The organism is Armatimonadota bacterium (assembly GCA_031081585.1).
Classification (GTDB): Bacteria; Sysuimicrobiota; Sysuimicrobiia; order Sysuimicrobiales; family Humicultoraceae; genus Geohabitans; species Geohabitans tengchongensis.
Genome location: JAVHLY010000014.1, coordinates 45,437 through 63,383, shown reverse-complemented (window position 1 = coordinate 63,383; position 17,947 = coordinate 45,437). Strand labels below are relative to the sequence as shown.

The 17,947-nt window shown below is 72.8% G+C and carries 19 protein-coding genes; all 19 read right to left on the bottom strand.

The annotated features are described in order from the left end of the window. Nucleotides 1-17: 17 nt before the first annotated feature. The 19 genes from RB146_07410 to sucD all read right to left on the bottom strand — a co-directional run bounded on the left by RB146_07410 (nucleotide 18) and on the right by sucD (nucleotide 17,946). On the bottom strand, nucleotides 18-1,802 hold the full coding sequence (locus tag RB146_07410; GenBank protein ID MDQ7828806.1) for a V-type ATP synthase subunit A: 1,785 nt from the start codon (nucleotides 1,800-1,802) through the stop codon (nucleotides 18-20). Nucleotides 1,803-1,845: 43 nt separating this feature from the next. Further along, nucleotides 1,846-2,163 (bottom strand): V-type ATP synthase subunit F, encoded by a 318-nt coding sequence (locus RB146_07405; GenBank protein ID MDQ7828805.1) that lies wholly within the window; start codon nucleotides 2,161-2,163, stop codon nucleotides 1,846-1,848. Continuing rightward, the gene (locus RB146_07400) at nucleotides 2,164-3,222 is read right to left on the bottom strand and encodes a V-type ATPase subunit (GenBank protein ID MDQ7828804.1); all 1,059 of its coding nucleotides are present in this window, start codon (nucleotides 3,220-3,222) and stop codon (nucleotides 2,164-2,166) included. It lies immediately after the preceding gene. Between the two features lie 41 nt (nucleotides 3,223-3,263). Then, nucleotides 3,264-3,842, bottom strand: coding sequence for a V-type ATP synthase subunit E family protein (locus RB146_07395; GenBank protein ID MDQ7828803.1), 579 nt, complete (start codon nucleotides 3,840-3,842; stop codon nucleotides 3,264-3,266). Between the two features lies 1 nt (nucleotide 3,843). Then, entirely contained in the window at nucleotides 3,844-4,161 is a 318-nt protein-coding gene (locus RB146_07390; GenBank protein MDQ7828802.1) for a V-type ATP synthase subunit K, read from the bottom strand. Between the two features lie 51 nt (nucleotides 4,162-4,212). Beyond that, complete coding sequence (locus RB146_07385; protein ID MDQ7828801.1) at nucleotides 4,213-6,228, bottom strand: V-type ATPase 116kDa subunit family protein; 2,016 nt, start codon at nucleotides 6,226-6,228, stop codon at nucleotides 4,213-4,215. Continuing rightward, nucleotides 6,225-6,617, bottom strand: coding sequence for a V-type ATPase subunit subunit G family protein (locus RB146_07380; protein MDQ7828800.1), 393 nt, complete (start codon nucleotides 6,615-6,617; stop codon nucleotides 6,225-6,227). The genes RB146_07385 and RB146_07380 overlap by 4 nt, the downstream gene beginning before the upstream one ends. Nucleotides 6,618-6,856: 239 nt before the next feature. Beyond that, the gene (locus RB146_07375) at nucleotides 6,857-8,341 is read right to left on the bottom strand and encodes an NADH-quinone oxidoreductase subunit N (protein ID MDQ7828799.1); all 1,485 of its coding nucleotides are present in this window, start codon (nucleotides 8,339-8,341) and stop codon (nucleotides 6,857-6,859) included. Between the two features lie 76 nt (nucleotides 8,342-8,417). After that, on the bottom strand, nucleotides 8,418-9,929 hold the full coding sequence (locus RB146_07370; protein MDQ7828798.1) for an NADH-quinone oxidoreductase subunit M: 1,512 nt from the start codon (nucleotides 9,927-9,929) through the stop codon (nucleotides 8,418-8,420). Between the two features lie 58 nt (nucleotides 9,930-9,987). After that, nucleotides 9,988-11,910 (bottom strand): NADH-quinone oxidoreductase subunit L, encoded by a 1,923-nt coding sequence (gene nuoL / locus RB146_07365; GenBank protein ID MDQ7828797.1) that lies wholly within the window; start codon nucleotides 11,908-11,910, stop codon nucleotides 9,988-9,990. A 19-nt stretch (nucleotides 11,911-11,929) separates the two neighbouring features. Further along, entirely contained in the window at nucleotides 11,930-12,241 is a 312-nt protein-coding gene (gene nuoK, locus RB146_07360; protein MDQ7828796.1) for an NADH-quinone oxidoreductase subunit NuoK, read from the bottom strand. Nucleotide 12,242: 1 nt separating this feature from the next. After that, complete coding sequence (locus RB146_07355) at nucleotides 12,243-12,734, bottom strand: NADH-quinone oxidoreductase subunit J (protein ID MDQ7828795.1); 492 nt, start codon at nucleotides 12,732-12,734, stop codon at nucleotides 12,243-12,245. A 3-nt stretch (nucleotides 12,735-12,737) separates the two neighbouring features. Further along, entirely contained in the window at nucleotides 12,738-13,742 is a 1,005-nt protein-coding gene (nuoH, locus tag RB146_07350; GenBank protein ID MDQ7828794.1) for an NADH-quinone oxidoreductase subunit NuoH, read from the bottom strand. A gap of 20 nt (nucleotides 13,743-13,762) precedes the next feature. After that, the gene (gene ndhC, locus RB146_07345) at nucleotides 13,763-14,122 is read right to left on the bottom strand and encodes an NADH-quinone oxidoreductase subunit A (GenBank protein MDQ7828793.1); all 360 of its coding nucleotides are present in this window, start codon (nucleotides 14,120-14,122) and stop codon (nucleotides 13,763-13,765) included. Nucleotides 14,123-14,262: 140 nt separating this feature from the next. After that, a complete protein-coding gene (locus tag RB146_07340; protein MDQ7828792.1) occupies nucleotides 14,263-15,597 on the bottom strand; it encodes a YvcK family protein in 1,335 nt (444 codons plus the stop codon). A gap of 2 nt (nucleotides 15,598-15,599) precedes the next feature. Then, nucleotides 15,600-16,457, bottom strand: coding sequence for an RNase adapter RapZ (gene rapZ, locus RB146_07335; protein MDQ7828791.1), 858 nt, complete (start codon nucleotides 16,455-16,457; stop codon nucleotides 15,600-15,602). A 61-nt stretch (nucleotides 16,458-16,518) separates the two neighbouring features. After that, nucleotides 16,519-16,857, bottom strand: coding sequence for a phage holin family protein (locus RB146_07330; protein ID MDQ7828790.1), 339 nt, complete (start codon nucleotides 16,855-16,857; stop codon nucleotides 16,519-16,521). Then, nucleotides 16,857-17,069 carry a PspC domain-containing protein gene (locus tag RB146_07325; GenBank protein ID MDQ7828789.1) on the bottom strand — a complete coding sequence of 71 codons (213 nt, stop codon included), beginning with the start codon at nucleotides 17,067-17,069 and terminating at the stop codon, nucleotides 16,857-16,859. Before RB146_07325 ends, RB146_07330 begins: the two co-directional genes overlap by 1 nt. Before the next feature lie 7 nt (nucleotides 17,070-17,076). Further along, on the bottom strand, nucleotides 17,077-17,946 hold the full coding sequence (gene sucD, locus RB146_07320) for a succinate--CoA ligase subunit alpha (protein ID MDQ7828788.1): 870 nt from the start codon (nucleotides 17,944-17,946) through the stop codon (nucleotides 17,077-17,079). Nucleotide 17,947 lies beyond the last annotated feature (1 nt).

Genomic DNA, 17,947 nt, shown 5'->3' with positions numbered 1-17,947 from the left:
GGCTCCTCCTCAGCTCCTCAGGCCCCCGGCCCGTCCGGGGCGCGGCGCACCTCCGCCGGGGCGGGGGCGGCCGCCCCGGTGGCCTGGGCCAGCCCGGCCAGGAACTCCCGCAGCCACCCCTGGAAGGCGTCCGGCGGCACCTCCTTCATGCGCGCGATCTGCCCGATCTGCGGCAGGTTGAGGATGTCGTCCATGGGCATCCCCCGCCGCAGCGCCGCGGCCGCCGCGTCGTAGAAGGCCAGGATGGCCCGCAGCATCCCGTAGGACTTGAGCAGCGGGCAGAAGGCGTCCACCTCCGAGAAGGCCGACTGCTGCAGGAAGTCCTCGCGCAGCATCTTGCCCACCTCGATGATCAGGCGCTGGTCGTCCTGCAGGGCGTCGGGACCGACCAGCTGCACGATCTCCTGCAGCTCCGCCTCCTGCTGCAGCAGGGCGCTGGCCCGGTCGCGCAGCGTCGGGAAGTCCTCCGGCAGGTGCTGCCGGTAGTAGTCCCGGAACAGCGGCGTGTAGAGGCTGTAGGAGCGCAGCCAGTGGATGGAGGGGAAGTGGCGCCGGTTGGCCAGCCCTGCGTCCAGCGACCAGAAGGTGCCGACGATGCGCAGCGTGGACTGCGTCACCGGCTCGGAGAGGTCGCCGCCCGGGGGTGAGACGGCCCCGATGACGGTGATGGAGCCGCGCCGCTCCGGCTGCCCGGCGCAGACGACCCGCCCGGCGCGCTCGTAGAAGGCGGCCAGGCGGCTCGACAGGTAGGGCGGGTAGCCCTCCTCCGCCGGCATCTCCTCCAGGCGCGAGGAGATCTCGCGCATCGCCTCGGCCCAGCGGCTGGTGGAGTCGGCCATGAGCGCCACCTTGTACCCCTGGTCGCGCCAGTACTCGGCCATGGTGATCCCGGTGTAGACGGAGGCCTCGCGCGCCGCCACCGGCATGTTGGAGGTGTTGGCGATGATGATGGTCCGCTCCATCAGCGGCCGGCCGGTGCGCGGGTCCTCCAGCTCGGGGAACTCGTCGAGCACGTGGGTCATCTCGTTGCCGCGCTCGCCGCACCCGACGTAGATGATCACGTCGGCGTCGGCCCACTTGGCCAGGGTCTGCTGCATCACCGTCTTGCCGCTGCCGAAGGGCCCGGGGATGGTGGCGGTCCCGCCCATGGCCACGGGGAAGAGGACGTCGATGATGCGCTGCCCGGTGACGAGCGGCTCCCGGGGGTCCAGGCGCGCTGCCACGGGGCGGGCCAGGCGCACCGGCCAAGTGTGCATGAGGCGCAGCTCCCGGCCGTCCTCCAGCCGCCCCACCACGTCGGCGACGGTGACCTCGCCGCCGCGGAGCTCCGCCACCCGGGCGCGCCGGGCGTCGGGGGGGACCATGATGCGGTGGACGAAGCCGAACTCCCGGACCTCGCCGATGACGTCGCCCGGCCCCACCTCCTGCCCCACCGCCACCGTGGGGGTGAAGGTCCAGCGCTTCTCCCGGTCCAGGGCCGGCGCCACCGCGCCGCGCTCGATGAAGTCGCCCTTCTGCGCGCGCACGTCCTTGAGGGGGCGCTGGATGCCGTCGTAGATGCTGTACAGCAGCCCCGGACCCAGCTCCACCGCCAGCGGCAGCTCGGTGCTCTCCACCGGCTCCCCCACGCCCAGCCCCGAGGTGTCCTCGTAGACCTGGACGAAGGCGTTGTCCCCCTCCAGGCGGATGATCTCCCCGATCAGGCGCTCCCGTCCGACCCGCACGATGTCGTACATCCGGGCCCCGCGCATGCCGCGGGCGATCACCGCCGGCCCGGCGATCTTGATGATCTCTCCCTGGATCGGCACCGCTGTCCTCCTCCCGTCCGGCCCCGCCAGGCTAGGGCTAGCGGAGCTTCACGTAGAACCCGATGTGCTCCCGCACCAGGCGGGCGATGTAGGCCTCCCCGCTCTCCACCTGCGCGCGCGGGGCGGGCACGGGCACGACCACCGGCAGGTCCCGGCCGCGCAGGACCCGGGCCCGCTCCTCCTCCGTCCCCGCCAGCAGGTCCTCGTTCACCGCCACGAGGCTGTAGTCCAGCGCGATGAGCTGGCGCAGCTGCTCCAGTGCCTCCTGCGGCGTGGCCGCCTCGCGCACCTCCACGCCGGCCAGGCGGAAGCCGGTGGCGGTCTCGGGGTCGGTGATGACGGCGGCGCGCGCCATCTACACCAGCACCATCTCGCGACGGACCAGCTCGCGGGGCAGACCGAGGGCCTTGCTGCGGGCGATCAACCGCAGGTTCACGACCTCATTGTACTTGAGGGCCAGGTAGCCCACCACGACGTCCAGGCCCAGGGGGTCCCCCAGGTAGAGGCGTGCCGCCCCGCGGGCCAGGAGCTGGTCGAGCGTCTTTTCGAAGGCGGTCAAATCCTCCGGGGGGCGGGCCACGGGGAAGCCGCGCACGCGCAGCGCCCGCCACCCCTGCTCGAGGGTGGCCGGGTGGCTCAGCAGGAGGAAGAGCTCCTCGGTGGTGAGGGCCCCGCCGGGGATGAAGAAGCGCAGGCGCTCCGCCTCCTGCCCCGGCGCGCGCGGCTCCGCCGGCGCGTCCGGGGCCAGGCGGGCCAGCTTGAGGGCGGTCTTCACGTTGAGCGCGTCGATCTCGGCCTGGACGAGCTCCCGCAGCACCGTCTCGTTGTGGCCGCCGCCGCGCGCCACCTGCAGGACGTGCCCGGTGTAGAAGCGGTCCAGCCGCAGCTCCAGGGCCAGCAGGTCCCGCGTCTCCGCGTAGGCGCCCAACCCCTCCGCCAGGGGGATGGCGAAGGGGTGGCCGAGGGCCTCCAGCGAGCCCACCACGGCCGGGATGTCGGGCTGGCGGGCCAGCTCGCGCAGGGCCACCTCGCCGAGCGTGCCGGCGGGCCACAGCGAGGCGGCGATCTCCTCCGGGGACCGCCCCGTGTGCTTGCCCCGCAGCACCGCCCGCACGTTGGCCAGGTCCCACCGCCGCAGAAACGCCTCGATGAGCGTCCGCGGCCGCCCGTCGGCGAAGCCGAGGATGCGCTGGGTGGTGGCGTGGAAGTGGCGCGCCAGCGCCTCGTCCACGGCGGCCAGCCCGCGGTGGCGGGTGAGCGCCTCCTGGAGGTCGGCGCCGTACGGCGTGGTGGCCAGGGCCTGGAGGAAGGCGTCGAAGGTGGGCGCGGCCAGCAGCTCCTCCAGGCGCCCGCTGTCCAGCAGCCGGGCGCGCATGGCCCGCACCCGGGCGTTGATGTAGGGGAAGTCCGGCATGCGCGCCTAGCGGCCCGCCGCCGCCGTGCCGCGGCCGCCCGCTACCCCCACAGGACCCGTGCCACCTCCGCCAGCAGCGCCGGCCGCGCGCGCTCGAGCCGCTGGGGCAGGGTGTTGAGGACGACGTAGCGGCCGTCGGGCGCGCGCAGGCGGACGCCGGCCCGCACGTCCGGCGCCGGCCGCACCTCGGTGTCCGCCCGCAGGCGGGCCACCGCCGCCCGCACCGGTTCGAGGTCGTCCGGGTGCGCCTCCACCACCACCGGGTCGGGGAAGTCGTTCAGGCCCTCGGCGACCAGGTGGTCCAGCACCCGGGCGTAGCGCGCCCGGTCCCGGACCACCGCCTCCAGGGCCTCCGCCGCGCGAGAGAAGACCGCGTTCAGGGCCTCGTCCTTGGCGGCCAGCACCAGGGCCTGCGCCTGCAGCCGCGCCGTGGACTGGGCGCGCACGCGGGCCGTCCGCACCTCCGCCTCCACGGCCTCGCGCTGGCGCTCCAGCTCCTCCCGGGCCTCGGCCTCGGCGGCGCGCCGGATCTCGTCGGCCTCGGCGCGGGCGGCGGCGAGCACGCGCTCCCGCTCGGCCGCCGCCTCCCGCTCCAGGAGGGCGATCAGCTCGTGGGCCACCTCAGCGGATCCGGCCGATGACGAAGAAGGCCACCAGGAAGCCCAGGATGATCATCGTCTCCGGCAGGGCCAGGAAGATCAGCAACCGGCCGCCGATCTCCGGCCGCTCCGCCATCGCGCCGGCCGCCGCCGACCCGATGCGGGCCTGCGCCCAGGCTGTCCCCAGCGCCCCCAGCCCCACCGCCACCGCGGCGGCCAGGCCTAGCAGGCCCGCCCCCAGCCCCAGCCCCGCCGGGGCCGCCGGGGCCTCCTCCGGGGCCGCGGCCGCGGGCGCCACGAACAGCAGGGCCATCACCACACCGACCAGCAGGACACGCACACGATCACCTCCCGTTGACATCGCCGCCCCGGTCCGCCCGGGCGCGGCCCGTCACGACCGCGGCGACGCCGCGGACCGCAGCGGCTCGTACGGCCGCCCCGTCTCGTCGTGGTACTTCACCTTCGTGAGGAACTCGATCCAGTGCAGACGCGCCGGCTGGATCAGGTGCCCGATGATCGTGAAGAGGAAGAAGAGCACCTGGAAGAGGCCGGCGAGCAGCGTGGCCACCACCGCGCCCACGATCCCGGGCAGGCCGAACTGCGCCACCATCTCCGGACCGAGCTGGTTGGCGGCGATGGCCAGCGCCGCCGCCGCCAGGCCGAAGGCCATCAGCCGGGCGTGCGAGAGGATGTGCCCGAAGGCGGTGAAGGACTCCAGGAACCACAGGAGCCCCGCCGCCATGCCGCGCGGCCGACGCGAGGCCACCCCGAAGGCGACCACGCTCCCAACCGCCGCCAGCAGCAGGTAGAGGCTCCAGGGCGCCAGCGCCGCCGGCAGCATCTGCGCCTGGGTGCCCAGGAAGAGCAGCAGCGCCCCGGAGGCGCCGATGAGCACCAGGCTCTCGAAGACCCCTTCCAGGTGGCGGTGGCGCAGCGCCATCACCAGGTGGCCCACCAGGCCCAGGTAGACCATCACCACCCCGAAGAGCAGGATGGCGCGGAAGTAGAGCGTCGTCCCCGGCTCGTGCACCCGGTCGAAGAGGGGGTGGAAGGCGATGCCGCGGGCATGGGCGTACAGCTCGGGCAGGTTGCCGAAGACTTCGCCGTAGACCACGCCGAAGGCGATGACCCACACCGCGATCACCCGGACCAGCCAGGAGACCGCCCAGAGCAGCGGCGGGTCGAGGCGCACGTCCAGCACCGGCACCGTCCAGGCGCGCCCGGCGCGGCTGCGGTTGCGCAGCCACCACCCGAACAGGAAGAAGAGCGCGCCGTAGCCGACGTCCCCGATGACCAGGCCGACGAAGATGGGGAAGGTGACGGCGATGAGGGGGCTCGGGTCCCAGGTGCCGTAGCGCGGCGGCGGGAAGAGGCCCAGCAGCAGCTGGAACGGCCGGATGGGCGTGGGGTTGTCGAGCAGCACGGGGACGCGCTCCGCCTCGTGGGGGTCGGCGGGGCTGTCGTAGACGACGACCTCCTCGCCGAAGCGGCGGCGCAGCCGCTGGCGGATGGTGGCCACGAGCCGCGTGGGCGCCCACCCGTGCAGGATGAAGGTGTAGCGGGACTGGGCCAGGGCCGGGACGACCTGCAGGCGGGCCAGACGGTCCTGCAGGACGGCGCGGATGGCCACGAGACGCGGCCGGTGGCGCCGCGCCGCCGCGGCCAGCTCGCCCTGCAGACGCGCCAGCTCTTGGGGCAGGACCCGGCGCCGCTCCTCCATCACCCGGATGGCCTCGGCGGGGGGCCGGTCGGCGTACTGGCTGGGCAGCCGCAGCTCGCTCACCCCGGCGCGGGCCAGGAAGCTGCGTACCGCCTCCTCGTCGCGGCGGAGGAAGGCGACGACGACGCCGACCTTCCCCTCCTCCACCACCCGGCTGACGACCTCGACGCGCCCCTCGGTCAGCTCCTCCAGACGCCGGCGGAAGTCCTGGACGAGGGCCAGGTCGCGGGTGCGCAGGATGAAGCCGACCGTCTCGAAGGCCCGGCTGCCGCTGAGCGCCCCCAACAGCGGCGCCAGCACGCGCACCGCGCTCTCGTAGCTGCGGATGAGCTCGAGCTCGTCCTGGGCCTCCAGGCGCGCCCGCACCAGCGCCTGCACCTCGGCCTCGATGGCCGCCACCTCGGCCTCGAGGGCATCCACCGGCCGGCCGGCGACCTCCGCCGTCGAGGGGAGCGCCTCTTCCGCCGCACCCGGGAGCAGGCCCAGGAGGCCATCCACACGCAGGCGCAGCCGTTCCAGCGCCTCCCGCTCCTCGCGGTGCTCGTCGGCGGTCGGCGCCACCGCCGGGACCTCCTCCGCCTCGATGCGGTCGACGTGGAGCGCCCCCACCTGCTGCGTCTCCTCCAGGACCGCCGCCAGCAGGCGCTTCGGCCCGATCACGAGCACCCGGCTCATGGCGACGATCACGCCGCGCCCCCTCCGGCTCCGCCGCTTTGGACCGGCGCCACGTCCGCCACGCCGCCCAGGACGCGCCCGACCACCAGCCGCACGGCCTGGTCGGCCCGCTCCGCCGCCCGGGCGCGGATCGCCTCCGCCTCGCGCCGGGCCTGCGCCAGCACCTCCCCGGTGATGGCGGCCACCTCCGCCTCGGCGCGGCGGCGCGCCTCGGCCGCCAGCGCTTCGGCCTCCTGCCGCGCCCGCGCCCGGATCGCCTCTGCCTCGGCACGGGCGGCGGCCACGATGGCGGCGGCCTCCTGACGGGCCTGCTCCATGGCCGCCTCCAGCTCGCGCTCCTTCTCGGCGATCAGGCGCAGGACATCCTCGCCGTCCTCACGGTGGTGTCGCTGGTGGGCCATCACCACGCTCCCGACCGGCACGCCGACCGGGGCCGGTCTGCGGTCATCCTCGGCACGCGCTCGTCTGTGGTCCCGTCCGTCATCCTCGGCCCGGGCTTCCCCGCCCCGCGGGCACGACGGGCGCCCCCGGTCGGTCGGTGTATGCAGCGCACTGGGGGAAAAAGGGCCTCTTGACATCCGAAACGCCCTGGGAGCGCGCTCCCGGGGCGGCCGGAGACCGGGGTCATGATAGCAGACCGCTACAGGCGCAGCAACAAGACTGCCGTGCGCGCCAGATCGATCACCGGCTGGGGCCACAGGCCCACCACCAGGGTCCCCAGCGCCGCCACCCACAGCGCCGCCCCGAGCGCCACCGGCTCCCGCACCGGGGTGGGGTCGCGCGGCGGCAGCAGGTACATCGCCCGGATGACGCTCACGTAGTAGTACAGGGCGATGACGCTGCTCACCACGCCCACCGCCACCAGCCAGAGGAGCTGGGGGCTGCGCTCCAGGACCGCCCCGAAGACGTAGAGCTTGCCGAAGAAGACGGCGGTGGGCGGGATCCCGGTGAGGGAGAGCATGAAGAGGGCCATGAGGAACGCCAGGACGGGGGCGCGCTGGCTCAGCCCGGCGTAGTCGGGGATGTCGTCGGAGCCCAGCTGCGTCCCGATGAGGGAGGCCACGAAGAACGCCCCCAGGTTGGAGAAGAGGTAGGCGAAGAGGTAGACCAAGAGGCCCAGGTTGCCGAGGTCCCCGCCAAACCCCGCCACCCCCATGAGCAGGAAGCCGGCGTGGGAGACGGTGGAGTAGGCGAGCATGCGCTTGATGTTGCGCTGGGGGAGCGCCAGGAGGTTGCCCAATACCATGGAGACCGCCGACAGCGCCGCCACCAGGCTCACCCAGTCCAAGCCGCTGGGCGCGATGGCCACTGCCACGACCCGCAGGAGCACGGCGAAGCCGGCCGCCTTGGAGGCGACGGAGAGGAAGGCCGCCACCGGCGTGGGAGACCCCTCGTAGACGTCCGGGGTCCACTGGTGGAAGGGGACCATGGCCACCTTGAAGCCGAAGCCGGCCAGCATGAGCGCCAGCGACAGCACGAGCGCCGGCTGCGGCCCTCCGCGCACCCGCTCGGCGATGGTGTAGAGGTTGGTGGACCCGGCCAGGCCGTAGAGGACGGAGAAACCGTAGAACATCGTCGCCGAGGCGGCCGCGCCGTAGAGGAAGTACTTCAGCCCGGCCTCGTGGCTCTTCGGGTGCCCCTTCAGGTAGCCGGCCAGCACGTAGGAGGCCAGGCTGGCGAACTCGATGGCCAACGCCAGCACCACCAGGTCGGCGCTGGCGGCCATGAGGATGAAGGCCAGGGCGGCGAAGACGATCAGGACGTAGACCTCGGCCTCGAAGGGCGTCCCGGGCGCCGCCGCCGGCGCAGGCTCGCCGGGGCTGCGGAAGTAGTCCACCGCCGCCAGCACGACCAGCGCGCTGCTCACCAGGACGAGGACCTTGAAGAAGACGGCGAAGCCGTCGACGGCGTAGGTCTGAGCCAGGACCAGCCGTCCCGGCCCGCCCAGGGTCTCGATCAGCCCCCAGGTGGGGATCAGGCCGAGGAGCAGGCCCGCCGCCGCCACCCAGCCGACCAGGTTGGCCTGGCGGGCCGGCACGACCGCGGCCAGCACCAGCAGGAGCAGGCCGAGCCCGGTCACCCAGAACTCGGGCAGCAGCGCCCAGAGGTCGGCGGCCGGCGGCATCACGCCCGCTCCCGGGACGGCGCGCCGCCGCCCCCTACGCCCGCCCGCCCCCGCGTGCCGTGCAGCGCCGAGCCCCTCACCGCAGCGCCGTCACCAATCCGGTCATGGCCACGTCGATGAGGTCGAGCAGCGGCCGCGGGAAGAGGCCGAAGATCAGCATCAGCGCCGCCAGCGGGGCCAGCGCCAGCCACTCCCGGGCGTCCAGGTCGGGCAGCCCGCGCCAGCGCTCGTTCACCGGGCCGGTGAAGACCCGGCGGATGGTCCACAGGAACATCCCGGCGTTGAGGACGATGCCGAGGAGCCCCACCGCGGCGATGGCCGGGAAGATGCCGAAGGCCCCCAGGAAGATGAGGAACTCGGCCACGAAGCCCATGAGGCCGGGCAGCCCCAGCGAGGCCAGCATCGCCAGAACCGAGACCCCGCTGTAGGCGGGTAGCAGGTGCCACAGCCCCCCGAAGTCGTCCACGCCGCGCGTGTGCGTCCGGTAGTCGTAGATGACGCCGACGATGAGGAAGAGCGCCCCGGTAATGACCCCGTGGGCCAGCATCTCGTAGACGGCGCCGTTCAGGGCGATGGCGGCCCAGCGGGCCAGCTCGGGACGGCCGTAGGCGTAGGCCGCGGCCGCCGTGCCCAGCATGACGAAGCCCATGTGGTTCACGCTGGAGTAGGCCACGAGCTTCTTCAGGTCGCGCTGGGCCATGGCCACCAGCACCCCGTAGACGATCCCGAGCAGGGCCAGGATGGCGATGGGCACGGCGAACTGCCGGAAGACCTCCGGGAAGAGACCCAAGCTGTAGCGCACGAAGCCGTAGGTGCCCAGCTTCAGCAGCACCCCGGCCAGGATGACGGAGCCGGCGGTGGGCGCCTCCACGTGGGCGTCGGGCAGCCAGGTGTGGAAGGGCCACATGGGCACCTTGATGGCGAAGGAGAGGAAGAACCCCCAGAAGGCCACCTGGGCCAGCCGGAGGTCTCCGGCCAGGGGGCGCTGCTGGATGAGCTGCCGGAGGTCGAAGGTACGCGGGTCGGCGTGCAGGTAGAAGAGCAGGATGCCCACGAGCATGGCCAGCGAGCCCACCAGCGTGTAGAGGAAGAACTTGATGGCGGCGTACTCCTTGCGCGGCCCGCCCCAGATGCCGATGAGGAAGTACATCGGCACGATGGTCAGCTCCCAGACGATGAAGAACAGGAAGAGGTCCAGGGCCACGAAGACCCCCACCATGGCCGTCTGCAGGAGGAGGAAGAGGAACATGTACTCCTTCACCCGCACCTCCACCCGCCAGGAGTAGACGATGGAGAGGACGGTGAGCACCCCGGTGAGGATCACCAGCGGCAGGCTCAGCCCGTCCACGCCCACGCGGTAGCCCACGCCGATGGCGGGGATCCAGGGGACGTCGGTGACGAGCTGGAAGCCCGGCCGCCCGGCCTCGAACGGCCCCAGCAGGAGGAGGGAGAGGGCCGTGGAGAGGGCGGCCGCCACCAGCGCCACGAGGCGGATGGCCTCCACGGCGGTGCGCGGCAGGAGCAGCAGGACGACGCCGCCGGCCAGCGGGAGGAAGAGGGTCAGGGTGAGGAGCGTCTCCCCGGTCATCCCCTCACCTCGAGCCCCGCCCGCCGACGCGTCGACGGCCCCGCGGTCTGGACCTGACTCATCGCAGCAGCCCCCCGATGACGATGGCGATCACCCCCAGGGCGATGACCAGCAGGTAGTTCTCCGCCCGGCCGGTCTGCACGACGCGCAGGGCCGCGCCCAGCCGCGCCGCCGTCCAGCCGAGCAGGTTGACCAGCCCGTCCACCACGTAGAGGTCGACCAGCCGGTAGAGGCGGGCCAGGGCCACGACCACCACCCCCACCAGGTTCACCAGCCCGTCGATGACGTAGAGGTCGAAGGTGCGCAGCGCCCGCCCCACCCACAGCACCGGGCGGACCACGGCGGCCTGGTAGAGCTCGTCCACGTAGTACCGGTGCTCCAGCAGGGTGACCACCGGGCCGAGCGCCCGGCGCAGCTGCGCCGCGCTCACCCAGCGGAAGTGGTAGACCGCCGCCGCCGCGGCGATCCCCAGCAGCGCCGCCGCGGTGCCGAGCAGCGCCACGGTCAGGCTGAACGGCGCCACCTCCACCCCCTCGGCGTGCACGAAGGCGTGGAAGGGGTTGCCCAGCGCAGGCACCCCCACGAGCCCGATCGTGGCCGAGGCGGCGGCCAGCACCCACAGCGGGACCGTCATCACCGGCGGGCTCTCGTGCGGGTGGACGTGCCCCGCCCAGCGCGGTCGCCCCGTGAAGGTGTAGAAGACCACGCGCAGCATGTAGAAGGCGGTGAGGGCCGCCGTGACCAGCCCCAGGACGAAGAGCGGGCGGTGGTGGTGGAAGGCCTCCAGCAGGATCTCGTCCTTCGACCAGAAGCCGGCGAAGGGGAAGATCCCGGCCAGCGCCAGCGTGCCGACGAGGAAGGTCCAGTAGGTGGAGGGCATCACGCGGGCGAGCCCGCCCATGGCCTTGATGTCGTTGGTGTGCATGGCGTGGATGACGCTGCCCGCGGCCAGGAAGAGCAGCGCCTTGAAGAAGGCGTGGGTCAGCAGGTGGAAAACGGCCGCGGTGTAGCCCAGCACGCCCAACCCGAGGAACATGTAGCCGAGCTGGCTCATGGTCGAGTAGGCCAGCACGCGCTTGATGTCGTCCTGGACCAGCGCCATGGTCGCCGCCAGGAAGGCGGTGATCCCCCCCACCCAGCCCACCACGGCGAGGGCCTGGTGGTCGGCGGTGGCGAAGAAGAGCCCGAACAGCCGCGCCACCAGGTAGACGCCCGCCGCCACCATGGTGGCGGCGTGGATGAGGGCCGAGACCGGCGTGGGGCCCTCCATGGCGTCGGGGAGCCAGACGTGCAGGGGGATCTGCGCCGACTTCCCCACCGCCCCGCCGAAGAGACACAGCGCCGCCAGGAGCAGCGTGGGGCCCGCCAGGCGCCCCGCCTCCACGGCCCGGAAGGTCTCGGCGAAGCCGAGGCTGCCGACCGTGGCGAAGACCAGCAGGATGCCGAGGAAGAAGAAGAGGTCGCCCACGCGGGTGGTGACGAAGGCCTTGACCGCCGCCCGCGCCGCCGCCGGGCGCTCGAACCAGAAGCCGATGAGCAGGTAGGACCCCAGCCCCACGAGCTCCCACCCGGCGAAGAGGAAGAGGAAGTTGTCCGCCAGCACCAGCAGGAGCATCGCCCCGGCGAAGAGGGAGAGGTAGGCGAAGAAGCGCGGGTAGCGCGGGTCGCCGTGCATGTAGCCGATGGAGTAGATGAAGATCAGCGACCCGACCACGGTGACGATGAGCACCATCACGGCGGCGAGCGGGTCCACCTGCAGCCCCAGGGCCACCGGCTGCCCGCCCAGCACCGCCCAGGTCACCCGCTGGTGCACCTCCTGGTGGGCCAGCACCCGCCCGAAGAGGATCACCCCGCCCACCGTGGCCAGGAGCATGGCCCCGACGGCCACGTAGGCGCCCTGCCCGGGCAGGCGGCGGCCCCGGGCCAGGATCAGCCCGCAGGCCAGGAAGGGGAGCAGCGGGACCAGCCAGACCAGGCTCACGGGCGTCCCTCCGGCGGGCTCACCACTTCATCACGTTGATCTCGTCGACGTGGATGGTCTCCAGGGTGCGGTAGGCCGCCAGCACCAGGGCCAGTCCCACGGCCGCCTCGCACGCCGCCAGCGTGATGATGACGAGGGCGAAGACGTGCCCGGCCACCGCCCCCGGAGCCACGTAACGGTTCATGGCCACGAGGTTCACGTTGGCGGCGTTGAGCATCAGCTCGATGCCCATGAGGATGGCCACGGCGTTGCGCCGGCTGAGCACCCCGTAGAGCCCCAGCCCGAAGAGCACGGCGCTCACGACCAGGTAGTGCTCCAGCCCCACCCGCATCTCAGGGCTCCCGCCGGGCGATGACGAGCGCGCCCACCAGCGAGACGAGCAGCACCAGGCTGCTGACCTCGAAGGCCAGGACGAACTCGGTAAGGAAGGCCTCCCCCACGGCGGCAGTGGTGCCGGCCGGCAGCGTCCCCGACCCGGCCGGCCAGGGCGTCCGCACGAGCACGATCACCAGCGCTGCCACGAAGCCGGCGGCGGCGGCCAGCCCCGGCCAGCGCTGGGTATTCACCTGGCGCACCGCCAGCCCGGTCCCCCCTTCCGTGAGCATGATGACGAAGAGGATGAGCACGGCGATGGCCCCGGCGTAGATGAGCACCTGGATGCCGGCCACGAACTCCGCCTGCAGGAGGACGAAGAGGCCGGTGACCCCCAGCAGCGAGGGGATGAGGGCCATGGCCGCCCGCACCAGGTTGCGGCTGGTGACGACGACCACCGCCGGCAGCAGCGTGAGGGCCGCCAGGACCAGGAAGGCGACGAGCTCCCCCATGACCTAGACCAGCACCCAGCCGGTGAGCAGCACGTTCAGCAGGGCCAGGGGCAGGAGCCCCTTCCAGGTGAAGTTGAGCAGCTGGTCCAGCCGCAGCCGCGGGTAGGTCCAGCGCACCCACATGAGGAAGAAGACCATGGCCAAGAGCTTCACGAAGAGCCACAGCGTGCTGGTGAAGCCGGGACCGTGCCAGCCGCCCAGGAAGAGGAGGCTGCTCAGCGCCGCCATGGCGAAGAGCTCCCCGTACTCCCCCAGCTGGAAGAGGGCGAAGCGCATCCCCGTGTACTCGGAGAAGTAGCCGGCCACGAGCTCCGACTCTGCCTCCGGCAGGTCGAAGGGCGTGCGGAAGGTCTCGGCGGTGGCCGCGGCCACGAAGATGGCGAAGGCCAGCACCCCCACGACCACCCCGCCCAGCCCGTGTCCGCCCCCGAAGAGGAACCAGCGCCCCACCCCCAGGAAGCCGCCGCGCTGGGCGTCCACGATCGCCACCGTGGAGAGCGTGCCGGCCAGCATGATGGGCGTCAGCAGCGCCAGGGCCAGCGGGATCTCGTAGGAGACCATCTGGGAGGCGGAGCGCAGCGCCCCCAGCAGCGAGTACTTGTTGTTGGAGGCCCACCCGCCCAGCAGGACGCCGATGACGATGAGCGAGGTCATGGCCACGAAGAAGAGCAGGCCGATGTTGAGGTCGCGGCCGATGAGCAGCACGCCGAAGGGCACGCCCAGCGGGATGACGATCCAGGCCAGGAGCGCGGCCACGGGGACGAGGAGCGGCGCGACGTTGAAGGCCACGGGGTCGGCGTTCACCGGGGTGACGTGCTCTTTCTGCAGGAGCTTGACCGTGTCCGCCACCGTCTGCAGCAGCCCCTGCGGCCCCACGTGCTTGGGACCCAGGCGCGACTGGATCCAGCCGCTGATCTTCCGCTCCGCCAACACCCCGAACATCGCCGCCACCACGGCCAGGAAGGTGAAGAGCAGCACCGTGGCCAGGGTGGCCCGCAGGATCTCCAGGCCCCAGGCGACCGCCGGCACTAGGTCCACTCCAGGGCGCCGGTGCGCCAGGCGTAGAGCAGGCCCAACCCGAGGATGACGATGAAGAGCGCCGCCTCGACGAAGGCGAACATGCCCAGGCGGCGGAAGACCACGGCCCAGGGGAAGAGGTAGATGACCTCCACCTCGAAGAGGACGAAGGCGAGGGCAAAGAGGTAGTAGCGGACGTTGAACTGCGCCCAGGCCTGGCCGAAGGGGACGACGCCGGACTCGTAGGTGAGGCGCTTCTGGGGATGCGGGGCGCGGGGGGCCAGCAACCAGACGACGGCCAGCGGGAGGGCCGCCATGAGCGTCCCGACGACCGCGAAGACCGCCACGTGGAGCCAATCGACGAGGACCATCCAGCTCTCCAGACCAGCGCGCCCGGCCCATGATAGAGGCGCGTTTTTTCGCTTGTCAACAGACGTAGAACGGCCAGAATGCCGCATCAGACGGCGTTCGCTGACGGTGGCGCTCCGCCGGGCGCCGGCGGACGTGGGGCTCAGCTGGCCGGGATGGGCTTCCGCCGTGGCGCCGCCCACGCCGCGGTGCGCATGACCGCGCGGGCCAGCCGGCGCGGGTCGTGGCGGAGGACCTCCTCTTCGCTGATCACCGCCGCCGCCACCACCTCGTAGCCCAGACGGGCCAGCGGCTCCAGGTCCGGGTCGACCGGGAAGGAGCTCTCCGCCTGGTAGCGGCGCAGCAGCTCGGCGTTGCGCGGCAGCTGCGTGTTCACCAGCACGTGGGTGCAGACCCGCCCGCCCACCGCCGCCTCGAGGGCGCGCACGTGGTCGACGGCGGTGAACCCGTCGGTCTCCCCGGGCTGGGTCATGACGTTGCAGATGTAGATGCGCGGCGCCCGGGCCCCGCGCAGCGCGTCGGCGATCCCGGGGACCAGCAGGTTGGGGATGACGCTGGTGAAGAGGCTCCCGGGCCCGATGAGGATCAGGTCGGCCTCGCCGATTGCCTCCAGGACCTCGGGCAGGGCGGGCACGTCCGGCGGCCGCAGGGCCACGCGCCGGATCGGCTTGCGCACGCGGGGGATGGCCGACTCGCCCTCCACCACGCTGCCGTCGGCGAACTCCGCCACCAGGACCACGTCGCGGGCGGTGGCCGGCAGGACCCGCCCCCGGATGTTCAGCACCCGGCTGGCCTCGCGCACCGCCTGCTCCAGGTCCCCGGTCACGCCCACGAGGCCGGCGATGAGGAGGTTGCCGAGGGCGTGCCCGTCCAGCGTTCCCCCCGGGAAGCGGTACTCGAAGAGGCGGGTCATGAGCGGCTCCGCCTCCGCCAGCGCCACCAGGCAGTCCCGGATGTCCCCGGGCGGGGGCACGCCGAGGTCGCGGCGCAGCCGGCCCGAGGAGCCGCCGTCGTCGAAGACCGTCACCACGGCGGTGATGTTGCTGGAGTAGGCCTTGAGCCCGCGCAGCAGCGTGCTCAGTCCGGTGCCGCCGCCCAGCGCCACGATGCGCGGGCCGCGCCCGCGGGTGCGCTGCCGGCGCAGCACCTCCACCAGCGTGGGCTGGCCCGTGGGGAAGAGGACGCGGTCGATGGAGCGCAGCGTGGCGCGCAGGCCCACGAGCACCAGGACCCCTCCGCCCAGAAGCAGCAGGGCGGGGACGAGCCAGGCCCATGGGCCCAGCCCGCCGAGGGCCCGCGCCAGCGCCCCCGTCGCCGCCGGCACCTCCAGTGCGGCCGCAGCCACCGCCCCGGCGCTCAGGACCACGATGCCGGCGCCCACCACCGCCAGCCACCGCTTGATCCCGATCCCCGGGACCAGCCAGCGCCGCCAGCGGCGGACCTGCTCCCCCAGGGCCCGGGAGGCGCCGGTGCGCATGCCTACTCCTTGCGGATGTCGCGGTGGCGGACGCTCACCTTCAGCCCGCGCTCGCGCAGGTAGCGGGCCAGCTCGTCCGCCAGGACCACCGAGCGGTGCTTGCCGCCCGTACACCCGATGGCCACGGTCAGGTGCGTCTTGCCCTCCTGGACGTACTGGGGGATGAGGTAGTCCATCAGCCGGTAGAGGTGGTCGAGGAAGGTGCGCGCCTCCTCGTGCCCCAGCACGAACTCCCGGATGCGGCGGCTGCCGCCCGGCAGCGGGCGCAGCGAAGGGACGTAGTGCGGGTTGGGCAGGAAGCGCACGTCGAAGACGAGATCGGCGTCCAGCGGCAACCCGTGCTTGTAGCCGAAGGAGGTGATGCCCACCTCGAGGGCCCCGGCGCGCTCGCCGCGGTGGTAGGTGGCCAGGATCTCCTCGCGCAGCTCCCGCGGCGTCATGGCCGAGGTGTCGATGATCTTGTCCGCCCGCTCCTTCAGCGCCTCCAGCCGGCGGCGCTCCGCCCGGATGCCCTGCAGGATGCCCCGGCCGTGCCCCAGCGGGTGCGGCCGGCGGGTCTCCTTGAAGCGGCGCACCAGCACCTCGTCGGCGGCGTCGAGGAAGAGGACCTGGTAGTCCACCCCCATGGCCCGCAGCTGGGCCAGCGCCTCGGGGACGTCGTCGAAGAACTGGCCCCCGCGCACGTCCATGACCACGGCCACCTGCCGGACCTTCCCCTCCGAGTGGAGGCAGAGGTCGGCGAACTTGGGCAGCAGCTGCGGCGGCAGGTTGTCCACGACGAAGAAGTCCAGGTCCTCGAAGACCCGCATGGCGTTGGACTTCCCCGCCCCCGACAGGCCGGTGATGACGATGAAGCGCAGCGGCAGCTCCCGGCGGCCGTCGGAGCTCGCCCGGTCGAAGCGCAGCAACCGGCGGCGCCCGTCAGGCCCGGAAGAGGTGGCTGAGGAGCGTGCTGATGACCGCAATGAGGAGCGCTCCCACCAGCGCCGAGAGGAAGTTCGCGATCTGCAGGTTGGTGACGGCGGCGACCAGGTAGAGCATGAGGGCGTTCACCACCAGGGTGAAGAGGCCCAGCGTGAGGATGTTCAGCGGCAGGGTGAGGAGGAGGACGACCGGGCGGATGAAGGCGTTCACCAGGCCCAGGACCAGCGCGGCCACGAGCGCGCTGGGGATGTCCGGGACCCGGATCCCCGGCAGGATGCGGGTAGTCAGGTAGATCGCCACCGCGTTGATCAGCAGCCGGGCCAGGAACCCCGCCATCACCGCGGCGGCTCTCCCGCCTCCGGCATGATCAGCCAGGCCAGCAGGTAGCCGACGATGGCGAACAGGGCCGTCGGCGGGAAGAGCGCGGCGAGCACCCAGGCCAGCCGGACCAGCGTGGGGTCGACGTTCAGATACTCCGCCAGCCCCCCGGCCACCCCTGCCAGCATCCGGTGCTGTCGAGACCGGACCAGCCGCTTCTGTTGCTCCATACGTCGATTATAGGCGTTCGCGCAGGAGCGGGACCACCTGGCCGGGCAGCTCGGCTACCGCCACCCCGGCGGCGGTCAGCGCCGCGATCTTCGCCTCCGCGGTGCCCTCCGTCCCCGCGATCACCGCGCCGGCGTGCCCCATGCGCTTCCCCGGCGGGGCGGTGCGCCCGGCGATGTAGGCCACCACCGGCTTGGGGAAGCGCGTCTCGGCGATGAAGCGGGCCGCCGCTTCCTCGGCGGCGCCCCCGATCTCCCCGATGAGCACCACCGCCGCCGTCTGCTCGTCCCGGCCGAAGAGGTCGACGGCGTCCTGGAAGGACATCCCCACCACCGGGTCCCCGCCCAGTCCCAGCGCGGTGGACTGGCCGAGCCCCGCCTGGGTGAGCGCCGCCACGATCTCGTAGGTGAGCGTCCCGCTGCGCGAGACCACGCCCACGTGGCCGCGCCGGAAGAGGTGGTTGGGCATGATGCCCATCTTGGCGCCCCCCGGCGTGGCCACCCCCGGGCCGTTGGGCCCGATGACCCGCACCCCCTGCTGGCGGGCGTAGCCGACGATAGTGATGGCGTCGTGCACCGGGACGTGCTCGGTGATGATGACCACGGGGTCGAGCCGGTGGCTGATCGCCTCCAGCGCGGCGTCCCGGGCGAAGGGAGCGGGCACGAAGATCACTGACGCCGTGGCCCCGGTCTCCTGCACCGCCTCGGCCACCGTGTCGAAGACCGGCACGCCGTGGACGCGCTCCCCGCCCTTGCCGGGGGTCGTGCCCGCCACCACGGCCGTGCCGAACTCCAGCATGCGCTGGGTGTGGAACTGCCCCTGGTAGCCGGTGATCCCCTGCACCAGCACGCGCGTGCGCTCGTCGATCAGGATGGCCATG

What these genes read in the sequence shown, in the direction of transcription:
- RB146_07405 (MDQ7828805.1), bottom strand. Translation starts at nt 2,163, where the DNA reads ATGGCGCGCGCCGCCGTCATCACCGACCCCGAGACCGCCACCGGCTTC.
- RB146_07400 (MDQ7828804.1), bottom strand. Translation starts at nt 3,222, where the DNA reads ATGCCGGACTTCCCCTACATCAACGCCCGGGTGCGGGCCATGCGCGCC.
- RB146_07380 (MDQ7828800.1), bottom strand. Translation starts at nt 6,617, where the DNA reads ATGGCCCACCAGCGACACCACCGTGAGGACGGCGAGGATGTCCTGCGC.
- RB146_07375 (MDQ7828799.1), bottom strand. Translation starts at nt 8,341, where the DNA reads ATGCCGCCGGCCGCCGACCTCTGGGCGCTGCTGCCCGAGTTCTGGGTG.
- RB146_07370 (MDQ7828798.1), bottom strand. Translation starts at nt 9,929, where the DNA reads ATGACCGGGGAGACGCTCCTCACCCTGACCCTCTTCCTCCCGCTGGCC.
- nuoK (MDQ7828796.1), bottom strand. Translation starts at nt 12,241, where the DNA reads ATGCGGGTGGGGCTGGAGCACTACCTGGTCGTGAGCGCCGTGCTCTTC.
- RB146_07355 (MDQ7828795.1), bottom strand. Translation starts at nt 12,734, where the DNA reads ATGGGGGAGCTCGTCGCCTTCCTGGTCCTGGCGGCCCTCACGCTGCTG.
- ndhC (MDQ7828793.1), bottom strand. Translation starts at nt 14,122, where the DNA reads ATGGTCCTCGTCGATTGGCTCCACGTGGCGGTCTTCGCGGTCGTCGGG.
- RB146_07340 (MDQ7828792.1), bottom strand. Translation starts at nt 15,597, where the DNA reads ATGCGCACCGGCGCCTCCCGGGCCCTGGGGGAGCAGGTCCGCCGCTGG.
- RB146_07330 (MDQ7828790.1), bottom strand. Translation starts at nt 16,857, where the DNA reads ATGGCGGGGTTCCTGGCCCGGCTGCTGATCAACGCGGTGGCGATCTAC.
- RB146_07325 (MDQ7828789.1), bottom strand. Translation starts at nt 17,069, where the DNA reads ATGGAGCAACAGAAGCGGCTGGTCCGGTCTCGACAGCACCGGATGCTG.
- sucD (MDQ7828788.1), bottom strand. Translation starts at nt 17,946, where the DNA reads ATGGCCATCCTGATCGACGAGCGCACGCGCGTGCTGGTGCAGGGGATC.